The 17,055-nt window shown below is 68.2% G+C and carries 21 protein-coding genes; 10 read left to right on the top strand and 11 right to left on the bottom strand.

The window, feature by feature from the left end; translation table 11 throughout:
* Window positions 1–55 precede the first annotated feature (55 nt).
* On the bottom strand, window positions 56–706 hold the full coding sequence (locus J0J01_RS16425) for a LysE family translocator (RefSeq protein WP_296382444.1): 651 nt from the start codon (window positions 704–706) through the stop codon (window positions 56–58).
* A 61-nt stretch (window positions 707–767) separates the two neighbouring features.
* Here J0J01_RS16425 and J0J01_RS16420 point away from each other — a divergent pair, with 61 nt between their 5' ends.
* On the top strand, window positions 768–1,169 hold the full coding sequence (locus J0J01_RS16420; RefSeq protein ID WP_296382440.1) for a hypothetical protein: 402 nt from the start codon (window positions 768–770) through the stop codon (window positions 1,167–1,169).
* A 10-nt stretch (window positions 1,170–1,179) separates the two neighbouring features.
* Here J0J01_RS16420 and J0J01_RS16415 read toward each other — a convergent pair whose 3' ends face one another.
* From J0J01_RS16415 to J0J01_RS16400, 4 genes are all read right to left on the bottom strand, one after another.
* Window positions 1,180–2,607 carry an MFS transporter gene (locus J0J01_RS16415; RefSeq protein WP_296382439.1) on the bottom strand — a complete coding sequence of 476 codons (1,428 nt, stop codon included), beginning with the start codon at window positions 2,605–2,607 and terminating at the stop codon, window positions 1,180–1,182.
* 201 nt (window positions 2,608–2,808) lie between these two features.
* Window positions 2,809–3,645 (bottom strand): carboxylating nicotinate-nucleotide diphosphorylase, encoded by an 837-nt coding sequence (gene nadC, locus J0J01_RS16410; RefSeq protein ID WP_296382438.1) that lies wholly within the window; start codon window positions 3,643–3,645, stop codon window positions 2,809–2,811.
* A complete protein-coding gene (gene nadA, locus J0J01_RS16405) occupies window positions 3,645–4,613 on the bottom strand; it encodes a quinolinate synthase NadA (RefSeq protein ID WP_296382435.1) in 969 nt (322 codons plus the stop codon). Before nadA ends, nadC begins: the two co-directional genes overlap by 1 nt.
* Window positions 4,614–4,793: 180 nt before the next feature.
* Window positions 4,794–5,705 carry a hypothetical protein gene (locus J0J01_RS16400; RefSeq protein ID WP_296382433.1) on the bottom strand — a complete coding sequence of 304 codons (912 nt, stop codon included), beginning with the start codon at window positions 5,703–5,705 and terminating at the stop codon, window positions 4,794–4,796.
* Between the two features lie 175 nt (window positions 5,706–5,880).
* Here J0J01_RS16400 and J0J01_RS16395 point away from each other — a divergent pair, with 175 nt between their 5' ends.
* On the top strand, window positions 5,881–6,498 hold the full coding sequence (locus J0J01_RS16395) for a TetR/AcrR family transcriptional regulator (protein ID WP_296382430.1): 618 nt from the start codon (window positions 5,881–5,883) through the stop codon (window positions 6,496–6,498).
* Between the two features lie 133 nt (window positions 6,499–6,631).
* Here the strand turns inward: J0J01_RS16395 and J0J01_RS16390 are convergent, their stop codons facing one another.
* Window positions 6,632–7,213 (bottom strand): GNAT family N-acetyltransferase, encoded by a 582-nt coding sequence (locus tag J0J01_RS16390; protein WP_296382428.1) that lies wholly within the window; start codon window positions 7,211–7,213, stop codon window positions 6,632–6,634.
* A gap of 187 nt (window positions 7,214–7,400) precedes the next feature.
* On the opposite strand from J0J01_RS16390, the gene J0J01_RS16385 reads away from it, so the two are divergent.
* Window positions 7,401–8,024: an HAD-IA family hydrolase gene (locus tag J0J01_RS16385; RefSeq protein ID WP_296382426.1), complete on the top strand. Its 624-nt coding sequence runs from the start codon at window positions 7,401–7,403 to the stop codon at window positions 8,022–8,024.
* On the opposite strand, the gene J0J01_RS16380 is transcribed toward J0J01_RS16385, so the two are convergent.
* Window positions 7,996–8,673 (bottom strand): hypothetical protein, encoded by a 678-nt coding sequence (locus J0J01_RS16380; RefSeq protein ID WP_296382425.1) that lies wholly within the window; start codon window positions 8,671–8,673, stop codon window positions 7,996–7,998. The two genes, J0J01_RS16385 and J0J01_RS16380, sit on opposite strands and share 29 nt — an antisense overlap.
* A gap of 95 nt (window positions 8,674–8,768) precedes the next feature.
* On the opposite strand from J0J01_RS16380, the gene J0J01_RS16375 reads away from it, so the two are divergent.
* The 3 genes from J0J01_RS16375 to J0J01_RS16365 all read left to right on the top strand — a co-directional run bounded on the left by J0J01_RS16375 (window position 8,769) and on the right by J0J01_RS16365 (window position 10,677).
* Complete coding sequence (locus tag J0J01_RS16375) at window positions 8,769–9,332, top strand: TetR/AcrR family transcriptional regulator (protein ID WP_296382423.1); 564 nt, start codon at window positions 8,769–8,771, stop codon at window positions 9,330–9,332.
* Entirely contained in the window at window positions 9,326–9,655 is a 330-nt protein-coding gene (locus J0J01_RS16370) for a DHCW motif cupin fold protein (RefSeq protein WP_296382421.1), read from the top strand. The genes J0J01_RS16375 and J0J01_RS16370 overlap by 7 nt, the downstream gene beginning before the upstream one ends.
* A gap of 146 nt (window positions 9,656–9,801) precedes the next feature.
* The gene (locus J0J01_RS16365) at window positions 9,802–10,677 is read left to right on the top strand and encodes an NAD(P)-dependent oxidoreductase (protein ID WP_365737259.1); all 876 of its coding nucleotides are present in this window, start codon (window positions 9,802–9,804) and stop codon (window positions 10,675–10,677) included.
* 80 nt (window positions 10,678–10,757) lie between these two features.
* On the opposite strand, the gene J0J01_RS16360 is transcribed toward J0J01_RS16365, so the two are convergent.
* A complete protein-coding gene (locus tag J0J01_RS16360) occupies window positions 10,758–11,126 on the bottom strand; it encodes a hypothetical protein (protein ID WP_296382416.1) in 369 nt (122 codons plus the stop codon).
* Between the two features lie 53 nt (window positions 11,127–11,179).
* Here J0J01_RS16360 and J0J01_RS16355 point away from each other — a divergent pair, with 53 nt between their 5' ends.
* A complete protein-coding gene (locus J0J01_RS16355) occupies window positions 11,180–12,712 on the top strand; it encodes a M81 family metallopeptidase (protein ID WP_296382414.1) in 1,533 nt (510 codons plus the stop codon).
* Here J0J01_RS16355 and J0J01_RS16350 read toward each other — a convergent pair.
* Window positions 12,672–13,859, bottom strand: coding sequence for an MFS transporter (locus J0J01_RS16350; protein ID WP_296382412.1), 1,188 nt, complete (start codon window positions 13,857–13,859; stop codon window positions 12,672–12,674). The two genes, J0J01_RS16355 and J0J01_RS16350, sit on opposite strands and share 41 nt — an antisense overlap.
* A gap of 106 nt (window positions 13,860–13,965) precedes the next feature.
* Between J0J01_RS16350 and J0J01_RS16345 the strand changes: the two genes are divergently transcribed.
* Window positions 13,966–14,868, top strand: a complete 903-nt coding sequence (locus tag J0J01_RS16345) for a LysR substrate-binding domain-containing protein (RefSeq protein ID WP_296382410.1) — start codon at window positions 13,966–13,968, stop codon at window positions 14,866–14,868.
* Window positions 14,869–14,876: 8 nt separating this feature from the next.
* On the opposite strand, the gene J0J01_RS16340 is transcribed toward J0J01_RS16345, so the two are convergent.
* Both J0J01_RS16340 and hisI read right to left on the bottom strand, forming a co-directional pair.
* Window positions 14,877–15,365, bottom strand: a complete 489-nt coding sequence (locus tag J0J01_RS16340; protein WP_296382408.1) for a hypothetical protein — start codon at window positions 15,363–15,365, stop codon at window positions 14,877–14,879.
* Between the two features lie 2 nt (window positions 15,366–15,367).
* Window positions 15,368–15,778: a phosphoribosyl-AMP cyclohydrolase gene (gene hisI, locus J0J01_RS16335; protein ID WP_296382406.1), complete on the bottom strand. Its 411-nt coding sequence runs from the start codon at window positions 15,776–15,778 to the stop codon at window positions 15,368–15,370.
* A gap of 59 nt (window positions 15,779–15,837) precedes the next feature.
* On the opposite strand from hisI, the gene J0J01_RS16330 reads away from it, so the two are divergent.
* Together J0J01_RS16330 and J0J01_RS16325 are read left to right on the top strand one after the other, a co-directional pair.
* Entirely contained in the window at window positions 15,838–16,335 is a 498-nt protein-coding gene (locus J0J01_RS16330) for a Fur family transcriptional regulator (protein WP_296382404.1), read from the top strand.
* A 273-nt stretch (window positions 16,336–16,608) separates the two neighbouring features.
* Window positions 16,609–17,031 (top strand): hypothetical protein, encoded by a 423-nt coding sequence (locus J0J01_RS16325; protein ID WP_296382402.1) that lies wholly within the window; start codon window positions 16,609–16,611, stop codon window positions 17,029–17,031.
* Window positions 17,032–17,055 lie beyond the last annotated feature (24 nt).

Here is a 17,055-nt window from a genome sequence, read left to right as displayed (position 1 = left end):
GGTCGCTGTTCGCTATCGTCAGGGTGCCGCACGGCAGCCTAGGCGGTCATATGGGCTACAATGGCTCGCGCACGGAGAGCGATTCGAAGACGGTGGCGATGCCGGCGCCGATCAGCAGGCCGCCGCCGGTCCGGTTCACGATCCTGAGGGCGCACGGATTGGCGACCAGGCCGCGGGCGCGGCTGGCGACCAGCGCGTAGCCGAAGGCATTGGCGAAGGCGAGCACCAGGAAGGTCGTCTCGAACACCAGCATCTGGGTGAGGAAGTCGGCGTGCGGGTCGAGGAAGGCCGGCAGGAAGGCGACGAAGAAGGTGATGCTCTTGGGGTTGAGCGCCGTCACCAGCCAGGCATGGCCCAGCATCCTGGCCGCCGAGACGGCATCGGTGCGTGGCGCCGCCCCCATGGCTCCGGAATTGGGCGTGCCGCCGGCGCGCCACAGCTTGACGCCGAGCCACACCAGGTAGGCCGCGCCGATCCATTTCAGCACCGTGAACAGCGTCGCCGAGGCGGCGAGCAGGGCGCCCAGCCCGAGCATCGACAGCGTCATGGCCGTGAAGTCGCCCAGCGCCACGCCGACCGCCATCGGCAGCGCCGTGCGCCAGCCTTGGCCCAGGGCATAGGACACGACCAGCAGCACGGTCGGCCCGGGGATGATGAGCAGGATGGACGATGCCGCGACGAAGGCGAGCCAGAGTTCGAGGGTCATGAGGCGATCAAGCCACAATGCCCGCGGCTGTTCATCGATTTTTTGAGTAGTCTCCCGGCACATGAGCGAAAACGTCGATCTCAGCGGCGCCTGGAACGGCCAGTACTTCTATCCGGGGGAGCCCGAGGGCGTGACGTTCGTCGCTTTGCTGATCGACGTCGGCGGGCGCTTCGGCGGCAGCATCCACGAGTACGAGGGCATTGTCAGCGAGCGGCGGATCCTGCTCTACGCCACGGTCGACGGCCGGCACGAGGGCACGCAGGTCTCCTTCCTCAAGACCTATGACGGCAAAGGCGGCTGGAAGCACACGGTCGGCTACGACGGATCGTTGAACGCCGACGCGACCGAGATCGCGGGCCAGTGGTACATCGACGGCATCCGCGGCCGGTTCGTCATGACCCGCGCCGGCGCCAAGGAGGAAGCGGAGCTGCGCCAGGCGCTCGAACCGGCCGACGTCACCTAGGCGGTGTGCTCTACTCGGCGGATAGGCGAGCGGCCGTGGCGACGGCCGGCGCCGGCGCGTCGTGCTTGCGGTCGATCTCGTCGAAGGTGCGGCCTTTGGGCTCGAATCCGAACGCCCAGAACCCGATCACGCCGAGGAGATACCACGCGGCGAAGTAGGTCAGCGCAGGGCCGAGCATGACCAGGTTGGGCGCGGCGGGCTTGATCAGATCGCCGGCGCCCATGATCAGCGCCAGCCCGAGCGGGCCGATGAACTTGCCGCAGTTGCCGACGCCATAGCTGAGCCCCATGCCGCTGGCCCGCAGCCGGGCCGGCCAGATCTCCGCCATGTACGGCCCGACGACCGTGTAGACGGCGCTGCCGAAAAAGGCCTGCGCCACGATCAGGATGTAGAACAGCGAAGCGCCGGCGACATAGACGTCGTGCAGATAGCCAGCGAGCACCATCAGCACCGCGGCCAGCACGCAATAGAGCGTGCCTGAACCGCGCCGCCCCAGGGGCTCGATCAGGGCGGTGATGCTGAACCGCCCGAAGATCCCCGCCATGTTGACGAAGATCATCAGGAATGCCGCATGTTCGGGGGTGATCCTGGGCACCAGGACGAGCACCAGCAGGGTCGGTCCCCACAGCCCGAGCGAGGCGCCGCCGGTCTGGGTCAGGCCGGTGAGACAGCCTGCGGCGACCAACCGCGGATATTTGAACAGCTCGACCCAGCGCGTCGTCTGGACCGCGGGCAGCGTGCTCGGCAGGACGATCTCCCTGGGATCGATCATCAGCGCCCAGGCGAGCGACCGTCGCGCTTCTTCATGGCGCCCTCTGAGGATCAGCCAGCGCGGCGATTCCGGCACCCAGTAGCGGATCATGAACACCAGGACCAGCGGCACCAGGCCGACCAGGAACAGGCCGCGCCAGCCGACGATCGGGAGCAACTGCCAGGCCGCAAGACCGGCCAGCATGCTGCCGCCGGGCAGCAGCGTCGTAATGAGCGCGCTGACCCAGCCGCGCTTGTAGGCAGGGATGAACTCCTGCACCAGCGGCAGATCGATCGTGAAGATGCCGGCATTGCCGACACCGACGAGGAAGCGGAAGAACATCAGGAAGAGCCAGCCCGGGACGAAGCCGTCCTGTCCCGGCGTGAAGACCATGACGCCCGTGGCGAGCGAGATGGTGACCGCCGACATGATGAACACCGTGCGGCGGCCGATCCAGTCGCCGAGCCACCCCCAGAAGAAGGCGCCCGGAACCGCGCCGAGGCCGGAGGCCAGCAGGATTGCACCGCCCTCCCAATAGGTCAGGGACCATTGCTTGGTCAGCGCCGCCGTGACGTAGCCGATCAGGAAGAAATCGAAGAAATCGAGCAGATCCGCCACGTTCGCCGTGCAGATCAGCTTCCACTGGTTTGTCGTCAGCTTCTTCTGTTGTTCCAGGAGCTCGATCATGACGCTGCCTCCGCTGGCCGGCGGATAGCGAAATGAACGCTGCGCGACGCTCTCTCTGTTGTGCGTGACTAGTAGGAATGCGTGACTGGGACAGGTAACGAAGTGCCCAACCGTCCATCGGTTGCCGCCACCGCCAGCGAGACGGAGCGTAACAGTGCGACGGACGGCCATCAAGAACGCCTGGCCGAGGAGGGCGTCGCCTCAGCCCCGCCAGTCCAGGCCGATGTCGAGCACCGTCGCGCTGTGCGTCAGCCAGCCGGCGGAGATCAGGTCGACGCCCGCGGCGGCGATCGCCGGCGCGGTCGCCGGCGTGATGCGGCCCGAGGCCTCGGCGAGGGCGCGGCCGTCGATCATGGCGACGGCCTTGCGCAGGGTCTCGGGCTCCATGTTGTCGAGCAGCACGGCGTCGACGCCGACCGCCAGCGCCTCGTCGAGCTGCGCCAGCGTGTCGACCTCGACCTCGATCTTCACCAGGTGGCCGACATGGGCGCGCGCCGCCTCGATCGCCTGGCGGATGCCGCCGGCCGCGGCGACGTGGTTGTCCTTGATCAGCACCGCGTCGTCGAGGCCGAAGCGGTGGTTGACGCCGCCGCCCATGCGCACCGCATGCTTCTGCGCCGCGCGCATGCCGGGCATGGTCTTGCGCGTGCAGCAGATCCGCGCCTTGTGGCCCTTCACCGCGTCGACCAGGACCGACGTCGCCGTCGCCACGCCGCTCAAGTGGCCGAGGAAGTTGAGCGCCACCCGCTCGGCGCTGAGCACGCCGCGGGTCGGGCCCTCGATCGTCGCGATGCGGTCGCCGGGGGCAACGCGCGTGCCGTCCGGTCGTTCGACCGCGATTTGGATCGCGGGCTCGACCAGGCGGAAGGCCATCGCCGCCAGCTCGAGGCCGGCGACCACGCCCGGCTGGCGGGCAACCAGCGCCGTCTCGGCCCGGGACTGGGCCGGCACCACCGCCTCGGTGGTGATGTCGCCGGCGCGGCCGAGGTCCTCCAGCAGGGCGGAGCGGACCAGCGGCTCATACATCAACGGCAGCATCACTTGACCTCCAGCATGCGCTCGACGGCGCGGCGCGCGCGCCCGGCGATGTCCGGCTCGACCGTCACCTCGTGGGTCAGGGTCTCGAGCGCGCGGCGGATCTTGCCCAGGGTGATGCGCTTCATGTGCGGGCAGAGATTGCACGGGCGCACGAACTCGATGTCGGGATGCTCCACGGCGACATTGTCGCTCATCGAGCATTCGGTCATCAGCGCGACCCGCGCCGGCTTCTCGCGCGCGACATAGTCGATCATCGCCGCCGTCGAGCCCGCGAAGTCGGCCTCGGCGACCACCTCGGGCGGGCATTCGGGATGGGCCAGCACGACGATGCCGTCATGGCCGCGGCGGAGCTGCCGCAGGTCGTCCGCCGTGAACCGCTCGTGGACCTCGCAGTGGCCCGCCCAGGTGATGATCTCGACGCCGGTGTCGCGGCCGATATTCTGCGCCAGATACTCGTCGGGCAGCATGATCACCCGCGGCACGCCCAGGCTCTCGACGACCTGGCGGGCGTTGCCCGAGGTGCAGCAGATGTCGCTCTCGGCCTTCACCGCGGCCGAGGTGTTGACGTAGGTGACGACCGGCACGCCGGGATGGCTCACGCGCAGCGCGCGGACGTCGGCGGCGGTGATCGAGGCGGCGAGCGAGCAGCCGGCGCGCAGGTCCGGGATCAGCACCCGCTTGGCCGGATTGAGCAGCTTGGCGGTCTCGGCCATGAAGTGGACGCCCGCCAGCACGATCACCGAGGCATCGACCTTCATCGCCTGGCGTGCCAGGGCCAGGCTGTCGCCGACGATGTCGGCGACGCCGTGGAAGATCTCGGGCGTCTGGTAGTTGTGGGCGAGGATCACCGCGTCGCGCTCGCGCTTCAGTCGCAGGATCGCCTCGATGTCCGGCTCGAAAGCCGGCCATTCGAAGGCGGGGATCACGTGCTTGACCCGCTCATAGAGGGGAGAGGAGGGCTGGGGCATGACGGCACCTATATACTCAACTGGAGTATTTATAATGCTATGAGTGAGCATAAAGGGCGTCAACCGGCAAATTTCGCTGGCAGTGGTCGGTGTCATCCCGAGCGCAGCGAGGAATCTATGCCGATCCCCATAGATCCCTCGCTATGCTCGGGATGACAGCTACTTTGGTTCCAAAACTCGTCAGGCCGGCCGCGACAGCGGCAGCTTGCTGCCGCCGGCGGCGCGCTCGGCCACGACCTCGCGGCGGAAGCGGTAGAGCTTGGCCGGGCGGCCGGCGGCTTCGGCGGAGACCGCGCCGGTCTCCTCGACCAGGCCCTGCTGGTCGATCAGGCGGCGGAAGTTCTGCTTGTGCAGGGGCCGGCCGGCCAGCGCCTCGACCGCGCGCTGCAGCCGCAGCAGGGTGAAGGACTCGGCCATCAGCTCGAACACCACCGGCCGGTATTTGATCTTGGCCCGCAACCGCGCGATGCCGGTGGCGAGGATGCGGCGATGGTCGTAGCGCATCGGCATGCCGGTCGGCATGGCGGCGGGCGGGCCGTCACCACCGGCTTCGGCGAGCAGGCCGGCCTCGTGCAGCAGCTCGTAGCGCTGCAGCACCAGCTCCTCGTTCCAGCGCTTCTTGCCGTCGCCGAAGTTGATCTCGACGCGCTGCTTGCGCTCGCGCGAATCAGCCCACTTGCGCAGCTCGGGCAGGATGTGCCGTGCGACCAGGGCCGGCGGGCCGCCGCGCCAGTCCTCCCAGGGGAAGTAGCGGTACCAGTTGCGCCATTCGGGATCGCGCGGGCCGCGCGACAGCTGCTCGCGCGTCAGCCCGAGATAGCTGATCGACACGATGCGCCGGCCGGTCGCCGGATCGGCGCGGTTGCGGTCGGCGAAGGTATAGAGCTGCTCGACATAGCCCAGCGGATGGTGCGTCTGCCGCTCGACCCAGGCGCGCAGGCCCGACTGCAAGGTCGGATGCTCCGATTCGAACGGCCCCGACGGCAGCAGCGCGCCGTCCTCGAGGGTCAGCACCTGCGGCTCGTTCGCGGTCAGCGCCACCAGCACCGCATTGAGTTCAATGGTGACGGGGCTGGTGGTCGGTCGCTTCATCCGCCGGCATCATGGCGGATACCGATGCGGGCGCAACATTTGCCGTCGTCCCGAGCGTAGGCGAGCCAGCCAGCGCCCGATCCAGCCATCGGCCAGATCCAGGATGGCATAATTTAGTCACCGCCAAGTTCGGCGGCCATATTGACACGGCACAGGCTGCCGTGGCGGATGGGCCATGGCCCGTGCCAAGTCCTATCATCATGGCGAGCTCCGCGAAGCGCTGGTCGCCGCCGGCCGCCGGCTGCTCGAGGAGGGCGGCCTGCGGGAGTTCACCCTGCGCGAATGCGCCCGCCGGGCCGAGGTCAGCCACGCGGCGCCGGCGCACCATTTCGCCTCGATCGACGACCTGCTGGCCGAGATCGCGACCCGCGGCTACCACGAGCTCGCCGCCGCCATGGAGAACGAGGCGCGCCGCGCCAAGGCCGAGCCGACGGCCCGGCTGGTGGCGCAGGGGGTCGGCTACATGGCCTTCGCCGCCGCCCATCCGGCGCTGTTCCAGCTCATGTTCAACCGCGAGGCCAGCCGGTTCGAGACGCCGGGCCTCACCGCCGCCGCCAAGCACGCCTATCAGCTTCAACTGGCCGCGGTCGACGCGGTGATCCCCAAGGCGCCGCCCGAGGTCCGCAAGCGCATGGCCGACTTCGCCTGGTCGACCATGCATGGCTTCATCACCTTGGTGCTCGAGGGCCAGATCGGCGAGGGCGAGTCGCCCCGTGCGCTCAAGTCCCGCAGCCTGGCGACGCTGGCGGCGATGGCCGAGACGGTGGTGCGGGTCGGCGGGATCGAGGACTAGCTAGAGCATATTCCATTCGGCTGGAATCAGCCGAACGGAATATGCCTGCTGCAACAACAACCCCCGTGCGCGCATTTCCGAGCAGATGGAACCGCGAGCGGTTCCATCTGCTCGGAAATCGCTCTAGCCGGCGCTACAGCATAATCCGCCAGCGCAGCATCTCGCCGCCGCCGTGCGCGTCGGTCGTCGTGAACCGTTCGACCAGGGTGCCGCCGTTGGCGGCGATCACTTTCTGCGACGGGATATTGTCGGGATCGGTCGTAAGATCGACATGGGCCAGCCCTTCCTTGCGCGCCTCGGGCAGCAGCAGGGCGAGCGCCCGGGTGGCGTAGCCGCGGCCGCGCTTCCACGGCACCACGGCGTAGCCGATATGGCCCAGCACATAGGGCGGCAGCATCGACGCACCGGGCTGCCAGCGGAAGCCGATATGGCCGCAGAAGCCCCCACCGTCGCCCCCACTGTCACCATCGTCCCAGATCCAGCGCCGGTAGCCGGGCAGGCGCTTGACCGTGGAGCCGTCGGGCAGGGTGACCGGGCCGGCCTTGGCGTCGCGGTCGTCGAGCAACGCCACGAAGGAAGCGGGATCGGCGTCGATCTTCGCCAGCTCTTCCCGGGCGGAAACCTCGCGGCGGATGTTGTCGGGGAAGTAGCCGCCGCGGCGCAGCGCCTCGGCATAATGATCGAGCTCGGCCAGCGCCGGCACCAGCAGCTTCAACTGAACCCCTCGTAGACGACCGACGCGAACATGCCGGCTTCCCTATGATAAGTATTGTGACAGCGGTAGGCCACAGGATGACGCCGGTCTGCAGCGTACGGCCCTCGCAGCGGCCGAGAGCGCGGTCCCGGCCAGCATCGCGCCACGGGTCAGGGACATGCCGCGAGGGTGACGCTACGATGGCCGGATGTCCAACGAACCGGTTCTCGTGCTCGACATCGACGGCGTGGTCTCGCTCGCCCAGCCCGGCTCCGCCACGCCGTGGTACGCGACGCTGGAGGAGGATTGGGGCCTCAGCCACGACCGCGAGCTGGCGCCCGAGTTCTTCCTGAAGCCGGTGTTCATGGAGGTGCTGCGCGGCCGGCTCGACCTCTACGTGGCGCTGCACGAGTATTTCGAGGGCAAGGGCCTCGCCGACCGGCTGGAGGAGTTCGTCGCCTACTGGTTCGAAAGGGACGCGGTGATCGACCGCGAGCTGCTGGCCGACGCCGACGCCTGGCGCCGGCGCACCGGCGGCAAGGTGTTCGCCGCCTCCAACCAGGAGCACCATCGCGCCGCCCATCTGCGCGACCGCGCCGGGCTGGGCGGGCATTTCGACGAGATCATCTATTCGGCGGCGCTCGGCGTCTGCAAGCCCGAGCGCGTGTTCTTCACCACCGCCCAGGCGCGCATGGGCGTGACGGCGGCGCAGTCGATCCTGTTCGTCGACGACAACACGGCCAATGTCGACGGCGCGCGGATATGCGGCTGGCGGGCGATGCTCTATCGCGGCCGGAGCAGCTTCAGCCAGGCGCTCGCGAGCTGGGGCTAGCCGCACGCAGGAGCTGCACGAAGATCGCGCCGTGCAGCATCATCCACAACGGCACCAGCACGGTCGGCACGAACGACCACGGCAGCCGCTGCATCGCCATCGAGCCCAGCGCCGGGAAGACCTGCAACAGCGAGCCGTCGGCCGAGGTCACGCCGAGGACGATCGCGGCGATCAGGTCGGCGAGCCCGAACAGGTTCCAGGCGTGCAGCACTGCTGCGTTGCGGCCGGGCTCGCGCGCCAGCGCCAGCATCGGCAGCGCGACCACGCCGGTGATGATGTCGCCCCACGCGGCCGAGTGGGGGAAGGGGCCCGACAGTTGTCCCTGACCGGCGAGCAACAGGAACTCGACGGCAAACACGCGGCCGATGTTGAGGCCGATCATCAGCCGCAACGGCAGGCTGGCCAGCAGGCCGCGCGCAAACAGCGCCGCGGCGATCAGCGGAACGACGACGAAGAAACCGACCACCGGCGGCCGCGTGATCTGCATCCAGCCGGCGGCCGATCCTGCCGCCGCGAGGCCAGCCCACAGGCCAAGGATGCCGGCAACGACCAGCCGGCCGGCCGGCGGCAGGTCGGCCGACGCCACCAGCGCGCCGGCGATGAACACGATCAGGCCAAAGGTGGCAATGAAGCCCGCGAACTCGACCATGGCAGTCTCCTGTTGCGTCGAGGGTGCCGCAGGGCAAAAGATGTTCAACAACATCTTTTGCCGAAGGCAGAAGATGCGATCTTTGGAGGTGCCGCATGCCCTACACGGCCGAGCACAAGGAGGCGACGCGCCGGCGCATCCTCGAGAGCGCGCGGCGGCTGTTCAACGACAGGGGCTTCGCCCAGGTGTCGATCGACGAGGTGATGGACCAGGCCGGGCTGACGCGCGGCGGCTTCTATCGCCACTTCCGCGACAAGGCGCAGCTCTATGCCGAGGCGGTGCGTTGGTTCCTTTGCCCGGAGGCCCCCAAGCCGTGGCAGGATTGCAGCCGGCGCAAGCGGCAGGCCGAGCGGGTGGTCGACGCCTACTTCTCGCGCGACCACTTCTCCGACCGCGAGAGCTGCTGTCCCTTGCTGACCACGCCGGCCGACATCCTCGACGGCGATGCCGAGGTCCGCTCGGCCTACGGCGCGGTGCTGAAGCGGCTGGTGGCGATCTTCGAGGCCGATCTCGGCGACCGCGACGAGGCGCTGGCGCTGGCCGCGCTGTGCATCGGCGGCATGGTGCTGGCTCGCAATGTGGAAGGACCGCTCGCCCAGGCGATGCGCGGCGCCGCCTATCGGCGGGCGCAAAACATGCTAAAAGCGCGGCCATGCTGATGTTCGACATACCGTTCGGCACGACCGCCTGGGACGAGGTGGACCGCACCGAGCATCCGGGCGAGACCGGCAAGGCCTACTGGCGCACGCGCACCTTCAACAACATCCGGGTGCGCATGGTCGAGTACACGCCGGGCTACCTCGCCGACCACTGGTGCCAGAAGGGCCATGTCCTGCTGGTGCTGGAAGGCGAGCTGCACACCGAGCTGGCCGACGGCCGCACCGTGGTGCTGAAGCCCGGCCAGAGCTACCAGGTGGCCGACAATGCGCTGGCCCACCGCTCGCGCACCGCAGGCGGCGCCAAACTCTTCATCGTCGACTGATTTCATATTCCTCCCCATTCATATGGGGAGGTGTCAGCGTCTTACGCTGACGGAGGGGTCAGAGGCCCATGACCCCTCCGTCGGCCTAAGAGGCCGCCACCTCCCCATCTGAATGGGGAGGTGATGAGGGAACTGAGATGGCAGACATGATCGGATTTATCGGCGTCGGCACGATGGGCGAGCCGATGTGTCGAAACCTCGCGCGCAAGAGCGGCGCCATCGTGCTGGCGACCGACCGCAACGCCGAGCCGCTGCAGCGGCTGGCGGCGGACGGCGTGAAGACCGCGTCGCTCGACGAGATCGTCGCGAGCTGCCGGACGATCTTCCTGTCGCTGCCGGGCGGCAAGGAGGTCGAGGAGGTGTGCCTCGGTCCGGGCGGCCTCGTCGCCAAGGTCACCATGGGCTACACGATCGTCGACACCAGCACGGCGCCGGTGTCGCTGGCCCGCCGGCTGTTCGCCGAGTTCGAGGGCAAGGCCTCGGCCTTCGCCGACTCGCCGATCGCGCGCACCCGCCAGGCGGCGATCGACGGCACGCTGTCGATCATGGTCGGCGGCACGACGGAGACCTTCGCCCGCATCGAGCCGCTGCTGCGCCATCTCGCCAGCGAGGTCACGCATTGCGGCGAGGCCGGCGCAGGGCAGGCGGTCAAGATCCTGAACAACATGGTGCTGTTCCAGACCGTGGTCGGGCTGGCCGAGGCGCTGTGCATCGCCCGCGCCAACGGCATCGACGGCAAGATCCTGTTCGAGACCCTGACCAAGGGCTCGGCCGATTCCTTCGGCCTGCGCAACCACGGCATGAAGGCGATGCTGCCGGGCGTCTTTCCCGCGCGCGCCTTCTCGACCGACTACGCGCTGAAGGATCTCTCCTACGCCATCCAGATGGCCGAGGAGCACGGCGTGCCGGCGCTCGGCGCCGACGTCGCGCGCGAGCTGATGGAGCGGGCGAAGGAGCTCGGCTTCAACAAGGAATACTGGCCCGTCCTGATCAAGGCGATCGAGGACGGGACGAAGAAGTGACAGCCGCAGGCTGTCATCCCGAGCGCAGCGAGGGATCTTTGGGTTGCAGGAAGGATCCCTCGCGCCGCTCGGGATGACAATCACTTCGCCAGCGGCGGTTCGGGCGATGCCGGTGGCGGCGGCGGTTGCGTCTGCGGCTTCTCGACCTTCGTCAGCTCGTAGCCCTTGGTGCGCATGCAGAACGAGGTCAGCCGGTTCTCGGTGACGAAGCGATCGTTGTCCGCCCGCATCTGCCAGAACAGGCTGCTGCGGCGGCCGAAACCCCAGCCCCAACCGCCGCCCCAGCCCCACGGATAATAGTAGCGGCTCGCCTCCCGCGAGGCGGCGTGCCGGCATGAGCCCAGGTCGACGGACGCGCCTTCGTCGGAGATGCCGGGTTTCGTCCAGCGCATGTCGCCGGCGCAGGCCGCGACGCCGAGCATCAGCAGGACAGGCAGGACTTTGCGCATGGCGGTGATATGGTCATCGCAGATGGCCGAAATGTGAAGGGGAGAGACGAGTCATGGCGCGTATCGCCGTCGGCGGGTTCCAGCACGAGACCAACACCTTTGCGCCGCAGCAGGCGACCTGGGACGACTTCGTGCGGGCCGACGCCTGGCCCGGGCTGCTGCGCGGGCCGGAGATGATCGGCGCGGTCGAGGGCTTCAACATCCCGATCGCGGGGGCCGTGAAGAAGCTGGCCGAGCTCGGCCACGAGATCGTGCCCTTGGCCTGGGCCGCCGCGCCGCCGGCTTCCTACGTCACCGCCGACGCCTTTGCGCGCATGTGGGCGATGTTCGACGAGGACCTGCGCAAGAAAGGGCCGTTCGACGCGATCTACCTCGACCTGCACGGCGCCATGGTCGCCGAGAACACCCAGGACGGCGAAGGTGAGTTGCTGAAGCGCATCCGCGGCCTCGTCGGCAGCGACCTGCCGATCGTGGCGAGCCTCGATTATCACGCGAATTTGACGCCCGACATGGCCAAGCTGGCGACCGCGCTGGTCGGCTATCGCACCTATCCGCACATCGACATGGCGGTGACGGGCTATCGCGCCATCGAGCTGCTCGACCGGCTGCTCAAGGAGAAGCGGCCGGTCCATCGTGCTTACCGCCAGCTCGATTTCCTGATCCCGCTGGTCTGGCAGTGCACCTTCATCGAGCCGGCCAAGAGCATCTTCGACCTGGTGGGCGAGCTCGAGGCCGGCGAGAAGAGCCACAACCAGGGCATCGTCAGCGTCACCCATACGCCGGGCTTCCCGCCGGCCGACATCGCCCAGTGCGGGCCGGCTCTGGTCGTCTACGGCCACGACAAGGAGGCGGTCGAGGCGGCAGCCGACAAATTGGCCGCGGCCGTGAAGGCGCAGGAAAAGGCGTTCGCCGGCGAGCTGCTCGATCCCGATGCCGCGGCGCTGCGGGCGATCGAGCTGTCAAAGACCGCGAAGAAGCCGATCGTGCTGGCCGACGTGCAGGACAATCCCGGCGCCGGCGGCACCTCCGACACGGTCGGCCTGCTGGCGGCGCTGATGCGCAACAAGGCCAAGGGTGCGGTGATCGGCATGATCGTCGACGAGGGTGCCGCGAAGGCCGCCGTCGAGACGGGCGAGGGCAACGTCATGCGCCGCGGCATCGGCGCGGTCGTGGGCTATGCCGGCGAGATGCCGGTCGAGGCCGACTGGCGCGTGGTCAAGCTCGGCAACGGCAAGTTCACCGGCACCGGCCCGTTCTACGGCGGCGCCAAGTTCCAGATCGGCCCGATGGCGCTGGTCACCGACGAGGCGAGCGGCGTCTCGGCCGTGCTCGCCTGCAAGCGCATCCAGGCCGCCGACCAGGAGATGTTCCGCCATGTCGGCGTCGAGCCGGCGACGGTGCCGATCCTCGGCCTGAAGTCGACGGTGCATTTCCGCGCCGACTTCCAGCCGATAGCCGAGACCATCCTCGTCGTGCAGTCGCCCGGCGCCCACATCACCGACCCGGTCGAGATGCCCTACAAGCACCTGCGCCTGGGCATCAAGCTCAAGCCGATGGGACCTGTGTGGAACGGAACGCCGGCCTGAGCGCTGCGACCAGCGGCACGGTGAGCAGCGCCAGCGCGCCGACGCCGATCAGCGCGGGCGACAGTCCGATGTGGTCGCCCAGCAAGCCGAACAGGAAGGGGGCCGCAGCGCCCGCGACCGAGCCGCCGGTATAGAATACGGCGAAGGCGTGGGTGCGGCGCTCGACCGTCACGAACTCTGGAATCGTGCCGTAGAGCACCGACGAGGTGCCGTTCAGCATCACGCCGACGGCCGGCAGCAACGCCAGCGCGGGCGTGAGCGACAAGGGCAACAGCGCGAGGATCAGAGCGGTCGTGGCCATTTCCGTCAGCACGACCGAGCGTACGACACCGAGTCGCGCGCCCAGCCAGCCTATCACCAGCTTGCCGGCGGCGCCGCCCGCGAACAGCAGCGACAGCGCCAGGCCGATGGTCGGCAGGTCGGCGCCTTTCGCCTGCAGCAGGAAAGGCAGGAAGATCAGGAAGCCGGAGCGCACCGCGCTGTCGGCGACGTGGATCGCGAACAGGAGCCAGAAGGCCCACGGCCGGTCCTGGCCCTCGATCGCCTTGCCGTCCTTCGCCTTGGCGGCCATCTCGGCCGGCTGCAGGGTGAGGAAGATCAGGCCGGCCCCGACGACCGCGATCGCCGCGGTCACCAGCATCGCCTGGCGCCAGCCCATCGCCGCCGCGACCAGGGCGAACACCGCCGGCAGCGCCACCTTGCCGACGTCGCCGGTGAAATTGTAGGTGCCGAGCGCGGCGCGCGAGCGCTGCGCCGGGAAGGCGCCGGCCACCAGGGTCGAGGCGATCGGATGCTGCGTGGCGCCGCCCAGGCCCGCGAGCAGCAGCCCGACGATCACGCCGTAGAGCGAGCCGGTGAGGCCGGCCAGGCCGTAGCCGACCGCGATCAGCGCTGTGCCGCCGGCCAGCACGTAGACGCCGCCGAGCTTGCCGGCGAGCCAGCCCGACGGGATCTGGCCGCTTGCCATCGCGCCGGAATAGACGGTCTTCAGCGCGCCGATCGCGGCATAGCTCAGCCCGAACTGGGCCTGCAGCAGCGGATAGAGGACGTTCAGGAGGTCGGTGAAGCCGTCATGCAGGGCATGCGCTCCGCCGCACACGGCCAACGTCTTGCGAGGAGAACTGTTCGTGTCGGCGGCAACGGCCATCCGGGATCTTTCCAAAGCGTAACTGAACCGTAACCTAGACCCGTGATCTTTTGGCGAATAGCCTCAGCTTCTTCGCCATATTCGTCAGCTTTCCTCACAGTATCGGATGCGCCGCCTTCCTCCCCTCAATGCGCTTCGTGTCTTCGAAGTGGCCGCCCGCACCAACGGCTATGCCGGAGCCGCAGCCGAGCTCGGCCTGACGCACGGCGCAGTCAGCCGACAGATCGGCATCCTGGAAGGCTGGCTCGGCCAGCGACTGTTCGTGCGCTCGGGGCGTCGCATGGTCGCGACACCGATCGCCCGCGTCTTTGCCGCCGAGGTCAGTCTCTCCTTCGACCGGCTGACGAGCGCCGCCGAAGCCTGCGGCAAACCGGGCGCCCGCCGGATCCTGCGTGTGAGCGCACCGACGAGCTTCGCCATCCGCTGGCTGATCCCCCGCCTGGAGTGGTTCCACCAGGCGCATCCGATCGTGGAGGTCTCGGTAACCACCGTCTCGACCGTGCATGAGGAGTTGCGCGGCGGCTTCGACGTCGCGGTGCGCCGCGGCTCCGCGAAAGCCGATTCATGGCCGCAGCATCGGGCGACGGACATCCTCGACGATGTCGAGACGCTGATCATGAGCCCGGCCCTGTACGCGCGGCGCCCGATCCGCAGCCCGGCCGACGTCGCGGACCATGTCCTGCTGTCATCGGAAACCCGGCCCGGAGATTGGATCGACTGGCTCGGACGGGCAGGGCTGTCCCATCTGGCGGGCCAGCGGCGACAGATATTCGACCACTTCCACGTGACGCTGCAGGCGGTGATCGACGGGCTTGGGATCGGCATCGGCCCGTTCCCGCTGCTCGATGCCGATCTCGGCGCGGGCCGGCTGCTGACGCCGTTGCCCGACATCAAGGTCCCGCGCACCGGCTATGTCGCGCTCGTCCCGTTCGATGCCGACAAGACGGCCCCGCTCAAGGGCTTCGTCGACTGGCTGGTCGCGGAAGGCCGGCCGGAATCTGCGCCCTAGCGCCTCTCCTAGCGTCCCGGCATGCGGTCGACCCAGAAGGCGAGCTGGCGCTGGAAGTCGGCGTCGGCGAATGCCGCGTCGGTGATGAAGGTCGGCTTGCCGTTCTTGGCGTAGCGGACCGAGGCCAGCCGCGTGAAGTTCTTGTCGCAGTTGTGGAAGATGAAGACGTCGTTCTGGAAGCGGTGCAGCACGAACTCGTAGACCTTGCGGATGCTGACCAGGGCGATGACGTAGCGGCCGTCGGGCCCGTACTCGCCGAGCAGCTTGACCGGGATGTCGCGGCCCTCGTTGCTGATGCCCATCACGGTGAGCGCATCGGGCGCCATCATGCGCTCTTCGCCCGCGTTGTAGATCCAGCGTACCATGCGGTCGCCGCGCGGCAGGAGCTTGGGGTCGTTCTTGCCGAACAGGTTCGACATCTGCTTGCCGCAGGCGCCGAGCGGCAGGGCTGTTGCAGCGACGATCACGGCGCGCCGCGGGAAACCACGCTGAACCACGCTCACTCCTCTGCGACTTTTTCCATGTCGATTTCGATCGGCGCGATCTCGGTGAGCTCGCCGCCGCGGATCGCGCGGAAGAAGCAGTTGTGCCGGCCGGTGTGGCAGGCGACGCCGGTCTGCTCGACCTCGACCAGCAGGGTGTCGCCGTCGCAATCGACCCTGAGCTCGACCAGCTCCTGGATATGACCCGAGGTGTCGCCCTTGCGCCACGGTGCCTTGCGCGAGCGCGACCAGTAGCAGACGCGGCCCGTGCGCATGGTCTCGATGACAGCCGTGCGATCCATATAGGCCATCATCAGCACTTCGCCGCTGCCGCGCTGCTGCGCGATGGCGGGCACCAGGCCCTGGGGATCGAACTGGATGGCCGCGAGCATTTTGTCGACCGCGGCCTGCGGATAGGTGGTGGGCATCGTTGGCCTCGAAGGGGAAGGGGGCCTATAATCGGCGTCCACCCTCTTGGCAAATCGGCATGGTGAAAAAAGCCGCCAAAGCCCCCGCGCACGGCCCTGCCAAGGGCCACGATCACGAGCATTGCATCGAGGACGCCGTCGAGGCCGCCGAGAAGCTGTGCCTGGCCAAAGGCCTGCGCTTCACGCCGCTGCGTCGCCGCGTGCTGGAGCTGGTCTGGTCGAGCCACAAGCCGGTCGGCGCCTATGCGCTGCTCGATCAGTTGCGCGACGAGGATCTCGGCTCGGCGCCGCCGACCGTCTATCGCGCGCTCGATTTCCTGATCGAGCATGGATTGATCCACCGCATCGAGCGCATGAACGCCTTCGTCGGCTGCAGCCATCCCGGCGAAACGCATCGCGGATTCTTCCTGATCTGCGGCGAGTGCGGCAACGCCGAGGAGATGGAGAGCGCCGGCGTCGTCGACTCCATCGCCGCCTCGGCGAGCCGCCACGGCTTCGCCGCCCGCGACATGACGCTCGAGGTCACTGGCACCTGCGCGGAGTGCCGGCGGCCCTAGTCACTCCGTCGTCCAGAACGTGTCGGGCTTGTAGAGCCCGATATATCCGCCCGGATCCCACGCCCAGTGGCCTTTCTCCGGCACGATACTGGGACCGGCGAGTTCCTGGCGGGCGCCTCGCCCGCATGACTTGAACAGCTACCTCTCCAAGGGCCGCCGCCTTACGGTGGGTCGAATACCTCCCCTGAACCCGAAATAGCGGCCGGTGTCTTCAAAACAGCGCGATTTCGACACCGAGAATGGCTAAGGTTTGCAGGGTCGATCGAGCGATGGATGCCGATTGCAGCAGCCGGCGAGAAATTGTTGCGTCCTTCTGGTGAGGGAATGTCGATGCTGAAAAGAGTAGCTGTAGCCGCCCTGGCCGCCCTCCTTCTTGCCGCGCCCGCGTTGGCCGAGCCGGCCATTTTCACTTGGACAGGATATGGCCTGAACGTCCCTGGAAGCGGCAAGTGCCCGACCTACAAGATGACCATCGACGTCACGGTCGTCGGCACGGATGTGCAGGGACGCTTCCAGCAGGAAGGCCGCCCGGAGCGGAACTTCAAGGCAACGCTGGGCGCCGACATGAAGTTCAAGACGACGGCCATCGTGGGCGGCGGCAACAAGATGGACGTCGTGGGCTCCCTCAAGGAGGGCGCCTCGACGATCATGCTCGATGGCTACTGCCTTTTCGAGGGCAAGCTCACGCGGAAGTAGCGGCCCATCGTAGTCGCCACGCGG

Origin of the sequence: Reyranella sp. (assembly GCF_017305915.1) — a bacterium.
Lineage (GTDB): Bacteria > Pseudomonadota > Alphaproteobacteria > Reyranellales > Reyranellaceae > Reyranella.
Note: the sequence above shows the minus strand (reverse complement) of the source record. Positions and strands in the feature narration are given on the sequence as shown.

Coding starts and splice junctions, on each gene's coding strand:
- J0J01_RS16425 (WP_296382444.1), bottom strand. CDS start 706: ATGACCCTCGAACTCTGGCTCGCCTTCGTCGCGGCATCGTCCATCCTG.
- J0J01_RS16420 (WP_296382440.1), top strand. CDS start 768: ATGAGCGAAAACGTCGATCTCAGCGGCGCCTGGAACGGCCAGTACTTC.
- J0J01_RS16415 (WP_296382439.1), bottom strand. CDS start 2,607: ATGATCGAGCTCCTGGAACAACAGAAGAAGCTGACGACAAACCAGTGG.
- nadC (WP_296382438.1), bottom strand. CDS start 3,645: ATGCTGCCGTTGATGTATGAGCCGCTGGTCCGCTCCGCCCTGCTGGAG.
- nadA (WP_296382435.1), bottom strand. CDS start 4,613: ATGCCCCAGCCCTCCTCTCCCCTCTATGAGCGGGTCAAGCACGTGATC.
- J0J01_RS16400 (WP_296382433.1), bottom strand. CDS start 5,705: ATGAAGCGACCGACCACCAGCCCCGTCACCATTGAACTCAATGCGGTG.
- J0J01_RS16395 (WP_296382430.1), top strand. CDS start 5,881: ATGGCCCGTGCCAAGTCCTATCATCATGGCGAGCTCCGCGAAGCGCTG.
- J0J01_RS16385 (WP_296382426.1), top strand. CDS start 7,401: ATGTCCAACGAACCGGTTCTCGTGCTCGACATCGACGGCGTGGTCTCG.
- J0J01_RS16380 (WP_296382425.1), bottom strand. CDS start 8,673: ATGGTCGAGTTCGCGGGCTTCATTGCCACCTTTGGCCTGATCGTGTTC.
- J0J01_RS16375 (WP_296382423.1), top strand. CDS start 8,769: ATGCCCTACACGGCCGAGCACAAGGAGGCGACGCGCCGGCGCATCCTC.
- J0J01_RS16370 (WP_296382421.1), top strand. CDS start 9,326: ATGCTGATGTTCGACATACCGTTCGGCACGACCGCCTGGGACGAGGTG.
- J0J01_RS16365 (WP_365737259.1), top strand. CDS start 9,802: ATGATCGGATTTATCGGCGTCGGCACGATGGGCGAGCCGATGTGTCGA.
- J0J01_RS16360 (WP_296382416.1), bottom strand. CDS start 11,126: ATGCGCAAAGTCCTGCCTGTCCTGCTGATGCTCGGCGTCGCGGCCTGC.
- J0J01_RS16355 (WP_296382414.1), top strand. CDS start 11,180: ATGGCGCGTATCGCCGTCGGCGGGTTCCAGCACGAGACCAACACCTTT.
- J0J01_RS16350 (WP_296382412.1), bottom strand. CDS start 13,859: ATGGCCGTTGCCGCCGACACGAACAGTTCTCCTCGCAAGACGTTGGCC.
- J0J01_RS16345 (WP_296382410.1), top strand. CDS start 13,966: ATGCGCCGCCTTCCTCCCCTCAATGCGCTTCGTGTCTTCGAAGTGGCC.
- hisI (WP_296382406.1), bottom strand. CDS start 15,778: ATGCCCACCACCTATCCGCAGGCCGCGGTCGACAAAATGCTCGCGGCC.
- J0J01_RS16330 (WP_296382404.1), top strand. CDS start 15,838: ATGGTGAAAAAAGCCGCCAAAGCCCCCGCGCACGGCCCTGCCAAGGGC.
- J0J01_RS16325 (WP_296382402.1), top strand. CDS start 16,609: ATGCCGATTGCAGCAGCCGGCGAGAAATTGTTGCGTCCTTCTGGTGAG.